Origin of the sequence: Terriglobus albidus, from assembly GCF_025685425.1 — a bacterium.
Taxonomy (GTDB): Bacteria; Acidobacteriota; Terriglobia; order Terriglobales; family Acidobacteriaceae; genus Terriglobus; species Terriglobus albidus.
Window position 1 is genome coordinate 78,485 of record NZ_JAGTAS010000058.1, and the last position, 16,125, is coordinate 94,609.

A 16,125-nucleotide genomic window follows, 5' to 3' on the forward strand; every position below is an offset into this window, starting at 1 on the left:
AATCTGCTTCTCTACCGATCTACTCAGACCGCGAAAAGTACCTCCTTAGGCTTCAGGATTCGACACAGGAAGCTTTACCGTGACGATGGCGCCTCCCGCCTGATGATTGTCGATCTCGATGCTTCCGCCGGCACGGTCGCAGATCGCCTTGCAGATCGAGAGGCCGAGACCCGTTCCCCCGCTCTTCCGGCTGCGTGACGGATCGCCGCGATAGAACGGTTCAAACAGGTGAGGACGATCTTCCTCCGCAATTCCTTCGCCATGGTCGCGAATGGTCAACGTTGCCGTCGTTCCATCAGACCGCAGGGCGATCTCGACCATCCCATGATCGGGACTATGCTGCAGGGCGTTCACAATCAGATTCGAGCAAAGAAGCGCCGCATCTCTCGCATCCACGGGAACGAAAACTGGCGTCACGGGAGAGGCTGTCAAAATGACTTTCTTCAGCGAAGCAAACGAGGCGCTCTGGGTAACGTTGTCCTGCAGGACCTGGTGAAGCGCACATCTGGGCGCGAGGGCATCGGCAGGCTGCTCCAGGCGTGCAAGCGTCAGCATTTGCTGTACCGTCTCTTCCAGACGGGTGAAATCTTCAAGGGCGATATCGAGGCCTTTTCCATACTCCTCGACGCTCCGCTCCTTCATGGTGAGTAACTGGAGCGAGGATTTAACGATAGCGAGGTCTGTCTTCAGTTCATGCGCCGCATCGCGAGTGAAACGCTTCTGCTGCTCGAACGAACTCTGGAGCCGGTTGACGGTCCGCTCAATCGCAGATGCGAGCGGCCGCAGCTCCACAAGGTGCATCGCTACCTCCGGAGCGGTAAAACTCCAATGCACGGAGTTCACCTTGTCTGCCTCGGATGCCAGCACATGAATCGGAGCCAGCAATCTGCGAATCATCCAGACGAGCAGAACCGCCGTGACTCCCAACAAGATCGCGGTGGCGACCATGAAAAAGCGCGTCGCCTCCCAGATCTCGTGCCACACACGGCCATCCGGCTGTCCGTAGAGGATGTGTACCTGATGGACTACGGCACTTGGGGTTCCGGGATCGACGACCCGTTCTCCGTCTAGAGCAAAGAAGCGATAGGAGTGACCGTGGATTTTGACGCGCCGAAAAGAATCGGGTTCGATGGTGAGCTGCGGTACAGGCCCTTCGGTACCGAGGATGTGCCCTTCACCGTCGGTCACCTGATAAATTGCGTGCGGCGTCCGCGGAATCCTTCGCAGATCGAGCCCAATGTTGGGGGAAGAGTCTTCCGCTTCCTGGACGGCGCCGAGAAAAGCGTTTGCGGAGGCCCTGAGGTTGGCATCGAAGGCACTGTACTCATCCTGATGCTCGTTGACGATGACAGCGACGATCAACAGAACTGCGGCGAGTCCTTCCAGAAGCAACACAGCGGTAATAAGCCGCCGCGTAATCGAACTGCCTTTGTTCACGACGAAGCTTCCTCGCTCAACCTGTATCCGCGGTGCCGCAGAGTTTCAATCAGAGGCTCTGTTCCTTGAAGGTTCAGCTTGCGGCGGAGATTGGAGATATGAGCCTCAATAACGTTGGAGTGATGCTCCCACTCGAAGTCGTAGAGATGTTCAAGCAGCTCCTGCTTCGAAACGATTGCACGTGGGCGATAGGAGAGGTACTGCAGGATGCGGTATTCCATGGGAGAGAGATCGATCTCCTGCCCGCGCCTCTTTACCGTCTGGCGAACGGTATCAATCTCCATGTCGGCAACCTGGATGATGGTGGACGAAACACCCTTCGCACGGCGGATAAGCGCCTTAACCCGGGCCAGCAGCTCGCCCAGGTCAAACGGCTTAGCCAGATAATCGTCTGCTCCGCTGTTAAGGAGGTCGACGATCGTCTCTTTGCCCTCGAGTGCCGTCAACACCAGAACAGGTGTACGGGACTTCGTCTGGCGAAGCTCGGTCAGTACCCGCTTGCCGCTTTTCCCCGGTAGCATCAGGTCCAGGATGATGGCGTCGAAGATGTCCTGCACCGCCATGTGAGCCCCGGTAATGCCATCGGCCGCATGATCGACCGCAAAACCGGCCTCGCGAAGCGCCTGGGCGATATTCTCCGCGAGCCGTTTTTCATCCTCAATGATGAGAAGACGCACTCTTATACCTCATCCATATTGTCTCTGCCATGGCTTAATACCGGCTGAATAGCACACCGTATCAGATTTTGTGTCGCACGACCTGAATGCGTTCTTCCCGCCTTGCCTCCCAACGGCAACAGGAGTAGCCAAGATAGCGGTAACAGAAGATATATCGGTATATCGCTTGGCAACCAGTCACTTCTTCCGGGATTCCAACTAGGACATTTGACTGATGTTCATCCATAGCCGGGACAAATAAGCTTGCCCGCAAGCAAAAAAACTGAGCTTTTACGCCATAAATGCGCAAAAAGCCTGTAAAAATCCATCTGGTTTGTTTGGCTTCTCCGTTTTCCTAGTTCCCCCGTGGAGTATGGCAGTGAAACTAAGCCAGCACGTAATCGTTCTGTTCTGTTGTCCTGTCGGTTCGGCGACTCATTCCATCGTTGCCCAGAGGGCTGGCGAAGGTCTGTGGGAACGTACGACTGACGTGACAGGATCTGTCGTGGCGAAAGCTGCTATCAAGCAGCGTCCACCACAGCCAACACTGACAGCAGAACCGGGTGCCCTCTTTACCCCACGGCAAAGTTTGGATTCATCGACCGCGCACCTTCACCTGTGGTCGATTCGCCACGATCTCGCCCAAACATACATTCACTTCGATCTTCCGCCGGGCAAGATGCAGTACCGGAAGGTCAGCTACAGGTACTTGCTCACAACAAAGAAGTAGAGAAAAGCAGCACCTTCACGCAGTACCAACACTTTTAGGAGACACCGATGCGGCAACGAATTCGATTCTTTCGATTCATAGTCATGATGCTCCTGGCTGTCTGTAGCAGCTTTGCTATGGCCCAGACAATCACCGGCAGCATCAACGGTACCGTGACCGACGCTTCCGGCGCCGTCATTCCAAACGCCAGTGTCGTCGCAACGAACGTAGATACCGGAGTTGAGACTCCGACCACAACCAACAGTGAAGGCATCTACAGCCTTCGCTTCCTGCAGATCGGCACCTATAAGGTGACGATTACCTCTTCCGGCTTCGCCACCACAACGTATGGCCCTTTCGTCCTGGAAACGGGTCAGAATGCGAAGATTGATGGCAAGCTGGGGGTTGCAAATGAGACCCAGAAGGTCACGGTCGAAGCTGAGGTCGCTCCTCTGCTCAATACGGAGAGTCCAACCCTCGCCACCACGCTGGATACACGCGCTATTGAGAACCTTCCTCTGGTCAGCCGAAATCTCAATGCCCTGACAATGTTCCTTCCCGGCGCGATCAGCACTTCGCCGAACAGCTTCGTCAGCAATGCTTCCATCTCGGGTCCGCTCAGCGGCAACAACCCGGCGAATGCCAGCAGCAACAGTTCCGTCTCCATCAACGGCAACCGTCAACAGACCAACCAGTACCTGCTCGACGGTATGAACATCAATCAGACGTTGGATGATACTCCAGGCTATAACCCCAGTGTCGACGCAATCGGCCAGGTTCAGGTCATCTCCGCCAACGCACCTGCGGAGTACGGGAATGTGCTCGGCGGCGACATCATCTATCAGACAAAGAGCGGCACGAACCAGTTTCACGGCAGCGCCTTCTACTTCCTTGGCAATCACCTGCTGAATGCCAACACCTGGGCCAACAAGCACGGTACGACTCTCGTTCCAAGGGCCACCTTCACTCGCAGCATCTTCGGAGGCACGTTTGGCGGGCCTATCTTCAAGGACAAGCTCTTCTTCTTCGGTGATTACCAGGGGGGCCGTTATCATTCCGGTGGCTCCGCGACCGCAACTGTGCTAACGGACAAGATGCGCAACGGCGACTTCTCTGAACTACTCGATCCCGGCCTCATGTGTTCCGGCGACTTGGGCGGAGTTTGTGTTGGCCCCTCTCGTCTGATTGAGTTGTATGACGCCACGACCGCGGGCAATCCGAGATATGCCAATAACCAGATTCCTATCCTCAATCCCGCGGCGCAGTATCTGCTGGCCCACCCTGAGATTTATCCGCGGGCCAACCGTGCACCGGACCGCAGCAATAGCCCGGCTCGCAACAACTACGTTGGTCCAACCAAAGCTCGTAACTATGGCAATCAGTTCGATGTCAAAGTGGACTGGAAGGCTACGCAAAGGGACAATCTAGCTGTCCGCTTCTCGTATGCGAACCAGGGACAGACAACACAAAACGTCCTTCCTACCAGCTTCGCCAGTGCTCCTACCTTCCCGGTACGCGGCGTGGCTATCAATGAGATCCATAGCTTCAACTCAGCCATGGTCAATGAGTTCCGCGCCGGTTACACTCGCATTCAAAACAACGGTGCAGTGCTTCTTGATCCTACCGGCGTCTTTGGCCTGCGGGGTGATAGCATTCTTGGTATCGGATCCAGCAACCCTGTCAATCAGCAATTCGCGGGCTTCTCCGCACTTGGCTTCACCAACTCCAATAGCCCACAAGGTTTTTCCGTAACAAACGGAAACGAGTACACCACTCTCGGCAACCAGAACACCGGCACAAATTACACCATCAATACCTTCCTGTATGGTGACAACTTCACCTGGCTCAAGGATCGCCACGCCTTCAAATTTGGTGTGCAGTTCCTTCGTCAGCAGCAGAACAACTTCTACCCGGGCAATGACGGCTCACTTGGGGGTTTCTTCTATCTCGGACCTGGAACCGCCAGTGGCACCCCGCTTGCCAACGGGCACAGTACTGGTTATACCGCTGCTGACTTCCTCCTGAACCGCGCTGGCTTCAAGAGCATCGGCGGCGTTGCCGGTCCGGTTGGTATGCGTCAATGGCGCGATGCCTACTTCATCCAGGACGACTGGAAGGTTCTTCCCACCCTTACCCTCAACCTCGGTGTCCGCTACGAATACTCGCAGCCGATCTATGAGGTTAACCACAAGATGTCGACCATCGATCCGGCGAATCCCAGCAGGATCATCATCGACGGCAATAACACCTCGGTTTGCCAACCGTTCGGTCTGCCCTGCATCACTGCCAGTGCTGCAGGATATGGCCGCGGACTGGTTGATCCGTACTATGGCAGCATCATGCCTCGCGTTGGTTTTGCCTTGTCGGTGAATCCTAAGTTCGTCGTTCGTGCCGGGTATGGCCTGCAGAATTATATGGAAGGTACTGGTGCAAACCTCCGTATGACCACAAACCTGCCCTTCCAGTCTGCTTCTCAGCTGAGCGGTAATCAGCCTGGCCCGGGCAACACTGCCGGCTCCTTCTATAACGTACAGGGTGGCTTTGGCAGTGCTTCGGCGTTGTCTAATGTCTATAACGTCTGGAACAAGAAGATCAAGCCGGCATTCATCAGCATCTACAACCTGACTGTCGAGTATCAGTTCAGCAATTCCGCTTCTCTTCAGGTCGGTTATGCCGGCGAATCTGGCCAACATCTGGTTACCGCAAACCAGCGCAACCAACTACATAATCCTTGCGTCATCGGCAGCACGGTGCAAACCGTCAATGTACCCAACCCTCCAGCGGCTTGCCTCACCCTGGCTCCGGCGCCTTTCTATACGACTCCAGGCGTTGGTTATAACGGGGTAATTCGTTATACAGACTCCAATGCCTCGATGAACTATAACTCCCTGCAGGTCAGCTTCCGCCAGCGCGCATGGCATGGTCTGCAGTACACCGCTAACTACACCTACAGCAAAGGCCTCACTAACAGCACTGGTTTCTATGGTGTCCCCAGTGTTACCGTGGCCAGCGCATATGCAGAGAATGTCTACGATCTCCACTCGGAGTGGGGCCCTGTTGGACAGGACATCCGTCACGCTCTCAATTACAACCTGGTATATGACCTGCCAGTCGGCCGCGGCCGGATGCTGGGTAGAAATATGCCGCGAATTCTCGACGAGATTATTGGCGGGTGGAAGACGGGCATGACAGGTATTGCGTATACCGGATTCCCCGTGAACATCAGCGCAAGCAACAACTCGGGAGTCAATGGCAACTCACAACGCGCAAATCACTATCGGCCGTTGAAGATTGTCAACCGTTCCATCAATAACTGGTTCGGCACCGATCTTTCCGCGAAGCCATGCACTGGCGTAGACAATGGTACTTGCGCTTATGGCCAGCCGTTACCTGGAACCTTCGGTACTGCGCGTCCTACTTCGGAACGCGCACCGGGCTTCCAGACCTACGGAGCATCTGTGACCAAGGACTTTACCATCTGGAACGAGCATCAGATCAACTTCCGCGCTGATGCCGATAACGTCTTCAATAGTGCCTATTGGTCTAATCCAACCAGCAGCGTAGCAAGTGCGACCTTCGGCCAGATCACGGCTGTCCGCAACAACCCTCGTAACATGCAGTTGTCAGTCAAATACCACTTCTAAGCGGCTGCAAGATTCCGCTTAGCATCCCAGCAATAGGAAAGGCCCGGCATAAGCCGGGTCTTTCCTATTGACCATACCGTCCGCTGGATGTGATCGGTATCCCACCTTCCACCCGCCCGACGCTCGGGGCCGGATCAACGCATCTGTTCCACTCCACTCGCCCACTGAATCCCATGCCGAATGAGGTTAAGGATCATCGGATCCTCATAGTCTTCCTTATTATGTCCAAGCGCGAGATAAAACTCCCGGCCACCATCGAAGGTGTGATACCAGGCCACCGGCAGCACCTCAGGATAGCTGTTGAGATCCAGCTTCATCTTCTGCGTGTTGATGAGTGTTGACCGCCGAACGCCTAGTAGAGGATGAATGTCAGGATTCATCAGCGTAAAGAAATAGCACTCGTCCTTGTGCTGTAGCTTGGCGGCCATTCCCTTGGTGAAGGGAGTGTTGGGGTCCAACACTTCGACCGTCAATTCCTGCTGCGGTGGATGCTCGACAAATCTGCCTCCAAGCACCGAAGCAAAGTATGGCCAAGAGCGTTCCGAGCCGGAAGCCGAATGAAGTCCGAGGAATCCGCCGCCGTGTTCGATATAGCCCTTGAAGGCGTCTCGCTGCTGGTCCGTGAGGAAGGCTTCGTTGTTGGTATTGGCGAAGACGAGAACAGCGTAACGACTGAGGCGTGCCGGCTCAAAATATTCCGGATCGTCGGTCACATCGACCTCAAGCCCAGCCTCCGTGCCAAGTTTCTTAACGGCGGCTACACTGGCGGCTATATTGTCATGCACGTAGCCCTTTCCATTGCGGGTATAGATCAACATCCCGTGCCGGGCATTCTGGGCGCTCGCCACATTGGGGGTCAACGCGGCGGCAACGAGGGCAACCGCCGCTAGATAAAGGCCGATCTTCTTTTGTTTTTCCATCGTTACCCTCCAACATTCATCACAAACCTACATCCTGAAAGGGGTGCGGTGAGCCTAGATGCTGGCACGCATCAGTTCCCTGCCTCGTTGTTCTCTGCGCACCGTAAGTGCAGCCGCCAGCAGCGCGAAGGTAATGAGCTCAAAGACAGCCAGGGCTCTTGCGTATCCCAACGAATCGCGCAGCGCATACTCCACCATCACGCACGGCGCTCCGAGCAGGACACCAAACTGGTAGACAAGTCCGGGAAAGAGTCCGCGGGCGCCTTCCGGAGCGAGCTCATTGAGATGAGCCGGAATCACACCGAAGGCTCCCTGTACGCCAAACTGCATGAGAAAAGCTCCTGCGGCAAGCCACGCGACCGATCCTCCAAATGCCCATGCTGGTACGGCCATCAAACAAATGAGCAATGCGAGATAGATACTGTTGCGCCTCCCTAACCAGTCCGAGATACGGCCAAAGACGACTGCCCCCAGAACCGCTCCTACGTTATAGAGAATCGCCATATTGGCAGCCGATCGCAGGCTGAATCCATGCACCACTCGGAGGAAATCGGGATAGAGATCCTGGGTCCCGTGAGAGAGACAGGTAATCAGGGTCATCAGACCCGTAAGCAGGACGAAGTTGCCCCAATGGGCGCCGATCGTACGCAGAAGATCAGGACGAGTTTCCGTGGATACCCGGCGATAAGTGTCAGGGGAGAAGAGAATCAGCAGGACAATCCAGACCGCAAGGCATAGCCCGCTCCAGAAAAGCCATTGCCATCCAACCGCTGGAGCGAGTGTGCGCGCCATCACCGCTGCGAGAAGATATCCCAGCGAGTAACCTGCCTGCAGAATTCCAGAGAAGAGACCGCGTAGGGATACAGGGCAGCTCTCCATCACCAGTGCTGCTCCGACGCCCCAGTAACCGCCCATGCCGATGCCATAAAGCGCGCGCAGCACGAGGAAGACGGAGTAACTAGGAGCTAACGGGGTCAGCGCAGTGATAAGGGAGAAATAAAGCACGCAGCAGAGTAGAGGAATACGCCGGCCCCAGCGATCGGCACAGTAGCCGAAGAGGAACGCGCCTAGAGGACGCATGACCAGCGTGGCAGTAATCGTGGCGACAATCCGCCCCTTGCTTACGCCAAAGTGCGCTGCAAGCGCATTCATGACGAAGACGAGGATAAAGAAGTCGTACGCATCAAGCACCCAGCCAAGGATGCCGCTCGCTACCGCAAAGCCCCACCGTCTGTTTCCTGTTGCGATCAATTCACACGCTCCTATAGCCGCGGTACAGTCAGCCCACCATCCAGATGCAGCACAGAGCCGGTTGCATAGGGAATCTCACCCCGCGCCAGCACACTCACGGCCCGCCCAATATCTTCGGGAGTCCCCCAACGTGCCTCAAGCAGAAGACCACCCTGGATGAGGCGGTCGTATTTGTCTTTCACAGCACTGGTCATATCGGTGGCAATAATGCCGGGACGAACCTCGTAGACCGAAATGCCATGCTCCGCCAGGCGCACTGCCCACAGGCGGCTCGCCATCGCGATGCCCGCCTTCGAGACGCAATAGTCGCCGCGGTTGATGCTCGCAACTTCAGCCGAAACGGAGCCCACATGGATAATCGCTCGATGCTCTCTGCTCACGGCCTGCTGGCGGATCATCCATTGTGCGGCGGATTGCGTAAGGAAGTATGGACCCTGCAGGTTGGTGCGGATCAATTCCTCAAAGCTTGCCTCATCGGCTTCAAGGATATCGGCGCGACGGCGCGGCGCCATGCCGGCGTTATTCACCAGAACATCGAGACGGCCGAATGCCTCTTCCGTAGCTTGGAGCAGCGCCTCGCGATCGTCACGAGACGCAACGTCCGCGCGAAGATAGCGGACAGTTGCACCCCCCTGTTCCAGCGACGTCAGGAATGGATCAATCTCTTCCTCACTGCGCCGGCCTGCCAGCATCAGGTCAAAGCCATCCGCAGCCAGGCGTTCCGCTATACCTGCTCCGATGCCTCGTGTTCCCCCGGTAATGAGTGCAACATTCCGTGTTGTCATGGTTACTCGAAGAAGGTGTAGTAGCTTCCGTCTGCAATCCGTGTCATCAGAAGGGCCAACTCAAGCAGGTGATAGTCGCCCCACATACTGGACTCGCCATGTGGCGCCAGACCAGGCACAGGTACGTGATCCCAACCATTGGGGCGGTGATAGATGGTATGCAGCAGTAATCCCTCATGTTCCACGGAGCTGGAGAGATAGCGCGACTCGAAAAGCGTCTGAGCGACGGTCAATCCGGCAGAGGTGTAGTGGGTTCCTGCATCTCCAAGAAGATGCCCGAGACGCAACAAGCCCTGCGCGGCGATTGCACTCGCCGAAGCATCCACCGGCTCAAACCGGTTTTGCGGCTCGGCATCGCGGTCTCTCCACTCCAGAAAGGACGCCAGTCCGGGCGCACCGGTATCCCAATAGCAGATTCCGTCACGTGCCGTCGCACAGCCTATGTAGAAGTCGCAGGTGGCGCGTGCCGCCTTGTGAAGCACCTCCAGTGTTTCCTGATAAGCGCTGTGATTCTGCCGTTGGTCTTCAGACAACGATTCCAGAAACTCGATCTGTTCCGTTGTTCCCAGCATCGCCCAGGCGAGACCGCGGGTCCATGTTGAAAACGGGGAATACCCCTGCTGCGTAGACGGACAACGAAAGGCGCCGCTGGCGGGGTTGAAGATCGCTTCATGCACCGTACGGCCTCGATCTTCGGGAAGGTCATACGAATCGCGGCCTTCGCCGTAGTAGATGTTGTAGTGGGCCGATGTCCGGGCATGCATCATCATGCGATCGAGGAGGTCGATTCGTTTGTCCTGTTCCCCTGACAGAAGATGACCGAGCACATGAGAAAGCCCGCAGATACGCAACGTGCGGAAGGTATCGACAAAGAGCGAATGGTTTCCATTGAAGGAGTAGATATAGCCGGAATCGTTTGAAAGCTGCGTCCAGCGATGGGCCTGCACTGCCCCACTCACCTTTAACGCCATCTCGCAGGCAGCCAGATCGCCGCTGCTGTCCGAGATGCGGCCGGAGCGTATCAGGCGGCGAAGGTTTCCATACGTAGAGACGCAGTTGAAGCCGTGATCGTGGACGCCAGTGTGAGTGAGATGAACCGGCATCTCACGCCGAATATGTTCGCGGGCCAGGTCGACGAGACCTTCGTCTCCACCGATCTCGAAAGCGAGCAACGCGTTTCCGAACAGGAATCCATGGGTCCAGTTCGTCCAACTGCGCGAGGTGTACTTCCCATTGACCGTGATAACCGGCGCACCATCTTCGCTCTTCCAACGACCGAGCAGCGTCCGCGTTTTATTGGCCGCAAGCTCTGCCGCCGTGAGAGCCTTTGCCTTGAGATCAGCCGCGCGAATGGTTGAATGGATCTGCATGTCGTGTCTCTACACCAACTCCAGAAATCGCTGCTTTGTTCGTGTCAGGACGGCATCCGGATCTTCATCCCAGATGGCCTGATTGAAGATCTCCACCTCGATAGGCCCGCTATATCCAGCGGCATCAACCGTGGCGCGCAACGTTCGGAGATCAATGATGCCGTCGCCCATCATGCACCGTCCCAGCAGCGTGTCGGGTAAAGGCACAGGCCAGTCCGAGACATGAAAGCCCATGATCCTGTGCGAAGCTGCAGCGATCTGCTGTAGGACATGGGGATGCCACCAGATATGGAAGACATCGAGCACCACACCGACACGATCTTCGGCGTACGGAGCTGCCAGTTCCAGCGCCTCATCCACAGTGGTTAGCACAGAACGGTCACCGGCAAACATGGGATGCAATGGTTCCAGCCCAAGTTTGACGCCTGCCTGCTCAGCATATGGAACGAGCGCAGCAAAACCATCCCGCACCATTTCTCTTGCTGCGACAATTCCTACCGGAGCCGCGCCACCTACCACAAAGACAAGGACATCGGCATTGAGCGCGGCAGCTTCATCGATAGCACGGAAGTTACCTTCGATTTTTGCTCGGCGCTCGATTGCATCAGGAGCAGGAAACATGCCACCACGGCAGACACTCGATACATGAAGACCGGCATCGCGTACGGCTTGTACGCTTTGCTTCAGGCCAAACTCGCTGATCTTATGCCGCCACAGAGAGATGCCAGGCACGCTATGCCGCACGCAGGCCTCCGCCGCCTCGCCAACGCTCCATGCCGGAGTCGTGATCTGGTTCAGTGACAACCGTGAGAGCTCTGCCACTAGTGCGCCGCCTTTACAGGCACGATCGGCGGCACCTGCATCCACCGTTTCTCTTCCCATGACTGCAACGCCAGCTCCGCCAGTTGCACACCACGCGCGCCGTCCCAGAAGTCATGCGGAAACGGTTTCCCCTCGGCAACAGCTTTCAGATAGAGCTCCCACTGCACCTTGAAGGCATTCCCGTACTCCATGTTGTCGGGCACGTCCGTCCAACTGTCGCGGAAGGGTATGGGGTTCGCAATATCGGGATTCCACACCGGGCGCGGCGTATTGACACGATGCTGCACGCGGCATTCACGCAGACCGGCAATCGCGCTGGCTTCGGTGCCGTCGACCTGCATGGTGAGTAGTTCATCCCGATAGACGCGGGTTGTCCATGAAGAGTTGAACTGCGCAATGATGCCGCCTTTCAGAAGAAACGTCCCGTAGGCGGCGTCGTCCGCAGTACAGTCGTAGGTCTTCCCTGCCTCATCCACACGGGTTGGGATGTGTGTTGCTCCCAGACAAGAGACCGCTTCCACCGGCGCAAAGGTGTGGTCCAGCACGTACCGCCAGTGCGCGAACATGTCGAGGATGATGCCTCCATCTTCTTCTTTGCGGTAATTCCATGAGGGCCGTTGCGCCGGAAGTCCCCAGTCGCCCTCAAAGACCCAGTATCCGAACTCCCCGCGGATGGAAAGAATGCGACCGAAGTAACCCGAAGTAATAAGGCGGCGCAGCTTCCGGACGCCGGGAAGGAAGAGCTTATCCTGCACAACGCCATGACGGACGCCAGCGGCATCCGCGGCCGCAGCGAGACGCGCAGCGCTGTCAGCGGTCGTCGACAGCGGCTTTTCACAATAGATATGTTTTCCGTGCTCGATGGCGCGCATCACGCTTGCCTCGCGCATTCCTGTCAGACCCGAGTCGAAGTAGATCGTGTCCTCCGGATTCGCCAGGCAGGCCTCAAGGTCCGTACTCCAGCGGAGGCCGCCATGCTGTCTGCTGATCGCTTCGAGCTTCTGCGGATTGCGTCCCACGAGAATTGGATCGGGCATGAGCCTCCGCCCGTCAGAAAGCAGAACTCCGCCCTCGGTACGGAGCTGCAGGATTGATCGCACCAGGTGCTGGTTCAATCCCATGCGCCCCGTGACACCGTTCATGATGATCCCAATTCGTTCCGCCATCATCTCCCTACCCGTCTACACTTCGCCGAACGCATGATTCTCCCTTATTGGGAGCGCTAACAATCTAGTTACCGCGTCTTCAGCTTGTCAACGCCGGAAGCATAAAAAGATGCCCGACTTCCCAATCGGCGGCTATGATGGAGGCTCCGTGTCCGTCTCTCGCCCCATGGGTCGCGTGACCCTTGCCGACGTCGCCAAAGCAGCAAGCGTTGCCACCATGACAGTGTCACGTTATCTGCATGGCAATCCGAATATTTCGCCGGCAACCGCACGTAAGGTGAAGGCTGCCATCGATCGCCTTGGCTATCGGCCAAACTACGCGGCCCGCGTGCTGATGGGCCAACCGTCCAAGGTCATCGGGCTGATCCTTCCCAACCTTGCCAACCCATTCTTCTCGCTGATCGCGCATTGCGTGCAACAGACGGCTCACGGGCGAGGCTATCTTGTCTGGATTGCCGCAACCAATGACGATCCCACCAGCGACCTCGAACTGATTGAGCGGATGCGCGATCATCATGTCGACGGCCTACTGCTCGCATCCTCCCAAGGCAGCAACATTCCGCAGGAGAAGATGGGAGGGATTCCGACAGTGGCGATCGACCGGCCATTGAGAGGCGCCGGCGTAGACTTTGTCACCGTCGACGATCGGGCCGCAGCCCGCGAGGCGGTCTCTCATCTGCTGCAACACGGGTACAAGCGGATTGCGATCACCGGGATCGATGCCCAGATCAGACCAATCCAGGAACGGATCCTCGGGTATCAGGATGCTATGCGCGCTGCCGGTCTGCCGCCCCTTCCCTACATCCGCTGCGACGACCACGCCTCCGCATTACAGATCTGTAAAACACTAAGAACCGGTAAACGGCCCGTAGAGGCTCTCTTCCCTCTCAATGGAGATACCTCGGTGCTCTTCCTGGAGGCTTTCGAAGAACTGCGTATCTCGATACCGCGCGACCTGGCATTTTTTTCCTATGGCGACATCCCGCTGTCGCGCGCTATTCGCCCACGTTTAAGCGCCGTGCAACAGCCGATCGAGGCCATGGCTGAACAGGCGACTCTCCGTCTGCTGGAGCAGATCGAGCAGAAGACAAAGCCATCTCGCGCTCGCATCAAGATTCCGGCTTCCCTTGTCATTCGCGAGTCCTGCGGATGCACACGGAGCCGTTCTTCGAGAACGTCATAGGAGGTGTTCAGGAAGGGAGCAACTACTTTGCACTTCCCTTCACTGGCCAGGTTGTTAAGCCCCCTTTGCGATAAGCGAGATTGCCGATATGCCCGGCATTGGCGGCTGCAACTCCGGCCTCGACCGGCGCGTTCGGCTCCTGGCGGCTCACAATGCAATCGAAGAAGTTGCGCATATGGGTAACCGTACCGTCGATAAAGCTGTCTTCCTTCAGCACGGGATTTTCATTTGACTTCACGCTCTCTCGCCACAGGCTCATACCGGACCGCTTGAGCTTCAGGGTCGCCTCCGTCCCTCGGAACTCGAGACCTCCATCATCGATGGAGGAGCTCATCATGCCCTCGTAAACAACATCGAAGCCTGGGTAGCGAAAAGCCGCCTGAATGGTATCGGGGCAGTCCCACTGCTTGAAGACGTATTTGTCACCGAGCATCGTCGCCATGGATGGCTCATTCGCCTTCATCGCCCAATGCACAACATCGATCCAGTGACTGAAGAGATCGGTCATCGCACCTCCGCCAAAGTCCCAGAACCAGCGCCACCGGCTAAACTTTTCCAGATCAAACGGCTGCTCCTTTGCTCCGCCGAGCCATTGCTTCCAATCGAGCTGAGCAACATCGACCGGCTTAGGAACCCAACTCACGTCGTAGTTTTGCCACCAGTAGGTCCGCACCTGTGTCACCCGGCCCAGCGCCCCTCCCTGAATCAGGCTGACAGCATTACGGAAGTGTGACCAGCTCCGCTGCTGAGTGCCGCACTGCAGGATCTGTTTGCAGGAACGAACGGCTTTCAGCAGGACAGCCCCTTCTTCCAGAGTGTGCGTCACCGGCTTTTCAAGATAGACATCCTTTCCGCTGGCTAGCGCCGCCTCCGCGATACGGACATGCCAGTGGTCTGGAGTCGCGACGATAACGGCGTCGATCGTGTGATCATCGAGCAGTGAGTGATAGTCGTGGTGTATGGTAGCGTCCGCCGCTCGCGACCTCTGCTTTACCTCTTCGCACCGAGGCGCGTACACATCGCAAACCGCGGCAATCTCGAAGGGAACTCCGGTTCTCTCGGCCGCATCGAGCAGGCCGCGCATACGGCCACCTGCTCCAATCACCCCAAGCCGCAATGTTTTGTTCGCTCCAAGAACGCGGGTCGCGCTCAAAGCGGTCATTCCTCCGGCGATAAGAAAATTGCGACGGCTGATTCCAGTCTCCACGGACACTCCTTTTCTGGTGCGCAACCGTTTTACCATTCCTTCCGGCGTCAGGGCATCTCCACATGACAAATTCCCCGGAAAGGCGTCCAATATGGTTGGAACAGAAAATATGCCCATGAACGATTACCGTCTGAGCAACAGCTACCCCACCATCATCGACGTCCCGCGCGAGAGCGCCTCTGCGCTGCTGGCTAAGGTGCTCGGAATTACAGCACTTGGCTTTCTGATCACGGCATTCGGCGTGGCCACGGCTCCGGCCGGTGGAAGCTTTATTGGCTTCATCGCCGTCTTCGGTCTTATCTTCGCCATCAACTTTGCCCGCCGCGGCAATCCGGCGCTGGCGCTTGGGTTGTTCCTTTGCCTGGCCTACTTTATGGGCTGGGAGATCGGCCCGCTAATCCATCGCTACATCCGAGCCTTCGGCTCGACGCTGGTCTTCAACGCCGCCGGCACCACCGGCTGCGGCATGGCGGTGATGGGCTGCGTTGCCTACCTATTCAACATCAACTATCGCCGCGTCGCCGGAATCGGCCTCGCGGCCCTCTTGCTCCTGGTGATTGCCGGCATCGCGAGCATGTTCTTCCACTTCATGGCGCCGGATACCTATAGCTGGCTTGCACTCGGCATCTTTTCGCTGCTCACAGTGGCAGACTTCGCACGCATCCGCGCCGGCGGCGACGGAGCCTCGGCTGTCTCGCTTGCGCTCTCTATCTATCTCGACGGCATCAATATCTTTATGGCGGTGCTGCAGTTGATGGGTGGCCGCCGCAGCCGCGACTAATCTCTTACATTCGAACGGAGAAGCCTCTCTTCGCGAGAGGCTTCTCCGTTTAAGGCTGATGCTCCGCGCATGCGCTTGAAGACTGGAAGGCGTAACGTGCTCTGAGTACGAAAAGGTGGCTCTTGCCGGACGCTCAATCCAAAAGACTTATGCTCGTATCGTCGGGCTGAACTGTTCCGAACGTTGCCAAGTTG

Annotated in this window: 13 protein-coding genes; 4 read left to right on the forward strand and 9 right to left on the reverse strand. The window is 57.0% G+C overall.

Going from position 1 to position 16,125, the window contains the following annotated elements; genetic code table 11:
* Window positions 1-45: 45 nt before the first annotated feature.
* Together OHL21_RS19635 and OHL21_RS19640 are read right to left on the reverse strand one after the other, a co-directional pair.
* The gene (locus tag OHL21_RS19635) at window positions 46-1,437 is read right to left on the reverse strand and encodes a sensor histidine kinase (protein ID WP_263419001.1); all 1,392 of its coding nucleotides are present in this window, start codon (window positions 1,435-1,437) and stop codon (window positions 46-48) included.
* A complete protein-coding gene (locus OHL21_RS19640) occupies window positions 1,434-2,114 on the reverse strand; it encodes a response regulator transcription factor (protein ID WP_263419002.1) in 681 nt (226 codons plus the stop codon). The genes OHL21_RS19635 and OHL21_RS19640 overlap by 4 nt, the downstream gene beginning before the upstream one ends.
* A 358-nt stretch (window positions 2,115-2,472) precedes the next feature.
* On the opposite strand from OHL21_RS19640, the gene OHL21_RS19645 reads away from it, so the two are divergent.
* On the forward strand, window positions 2,473-2,823 hold the full coding sequence (locus OHL21_RS19645; RefSeq protein WP_263419003.1) for a hypothetical protein: 351 nt from the start codon (window positions 2,473-2,475) through the stop codon (window positions 2,821-2,823).
* A 116-nt stretch (window positions 2,824-2,939) separates the two neighbouring features.
* On the forward strand, window positions 2,940-6,446 hold the full coding sequence (locus OHL21_RS19650) for a TonB-dependent receptor (RefSeq protein ID WP_263419004.1): 3,507 nt from the start codon (window positions 2,940-2,942) through the stop codon (window positions 6,444-6,446).
* A gap of 134 nt (window positions 6,447-6,580) precedes the next feature.
* Here the strand turns inward: OHL21_RS19650 and OHL21_RS19655 are convergent, their stop codons facing one another.
* From OHL21_RS19655 to OHL21_RS19680, 6 genes are read right to left on the reverse strand one after another with little or no spacing between them, the layout of a single operon-like run.
* The gene (locus tag OHL21_RS19655; RefSeq protein ID WP_263419005.1) at window positions 6,581-7,366 is read right to left on the reverse strand and encodes a ThuA domain-containing protein; all 786 of its coding nucleotides are present in this window, start codon (window positions 7,364-7,366) and stop codon (window positions 6,581-6,583) included.
* A gap of 54 nt (window positions 7,367-7,420) precedes the next feature.
* On the reverse strand, window positions 7,421-8,617 hold the full coding sequence (locus OHL21_RS19660; RefSeq protein WP_263419006.1) for an MFS transporter: 1,197 nt from the start codon (window positions 8,615-8,617) through the stop codon (window positions 7,421-7,423).
* Window positions 8,618-8,628: 11 nt separating this feature from the next.
* Complete coding sequence (locus OHL21_RS19665) at window positions 8,629-9,402, reverse strand: 3-ketoacyl-ACP reductase (protein ID WP_263419007.1); 774 nt, start codon at window positions 9,400-9,402, stop codon at window positions 8,629-8,631.
* Window positions 9,403-9,404: 2 nt separating this feature from the next.
* Window positions 9,405-10,772 (reverse strand): glycoside hydrolase family 88 protein, encoded by a 1,368-nt coding sequence (locus OHL21_RS19670; protein WP_263419008.1) that lies wholly within the window; start codon window positions 10,770-10,772, stop codon window positions 9,405-9,407.
* A 9-nt stretch (window positions 10,773-10,781) separates the two neighbouring features.
* Window positions 10,782-11,594 (reverse strand): sugar phosphate isomerase/epimerase family protein, encoded by an 813-nt coding sequence (locus OHL21_RS19675; protein WP_263419009.1) that lies wholly within the window; start codon window positions 11,592-11,594, stop codon window positions 10,782-10,784.
* Window positions 11,594-12,763, reverse strand: a complete 1,170-nt coding sequence (locus tag OHL21_RS19680; RefSeq protein ID WP_263419010.1) for a Gfo/Idh/MocA family protein — start codon at window positions 12,761-12,763, stop codon at window positions 11,594-11,596. Before OHL21_RS19680 ends, OHL21_RS19675 begins: the two co-directional genes overlap by 1 nt.
* Window positions 12,764-12,869: 106 nt before the next feature.
* Here OHL21_RS19680 and OHL21_RS19685 point away from each other — a divergent pair, with 106 nt between their 5' ends.
* Window positions 12,870-13,943, forward strand: coding sequence for a LacI family DNA-binding transcriptional regulator (locus tag OHL21_RS19685; RefSeq protein WP_263419011.1), 1,074 nt, complete (start codon window positions 12,870-12,872; stop codon window positions 13,941-13,943).
* Window positions 13,944-13,965: 22 nt separating this feature from the next.
* On the opposite strand, the gene OHL21_RS19690 is transcribed toward OHL21_RS19685, so the two are convergent.
* A complete protein-coding gene (locus OHL21_RS19690) occupies window positions 13,966-15,150 on the reverse strand; it encodes a Gfo/Idh/MocA family protein (RefSeq protein WP_263419012.1) in 1,185 nt (394 codons plus the stop codon).
* Window positions 15,151-15,265: 115 nt separating this feature from the next.
* Here OHL21_RS19690 and OHL21_RS19695 point away from each other — a divergent pair, with 115 nt between their 5' ends.
* Window positions 15,266-15,931, forward strand: coding sequence for a Bax inhibitor-1/YccA family protein (locus OHL21_RS19695; protein ID WP_263419013.1), 666 nt, complete (start codon window positions 15,266-15,268; stop codon window positions 15,929-15,931).
* The last annotated feature ends 194 nt before the right edge of the window (window positions 15,932-16,125 follow it).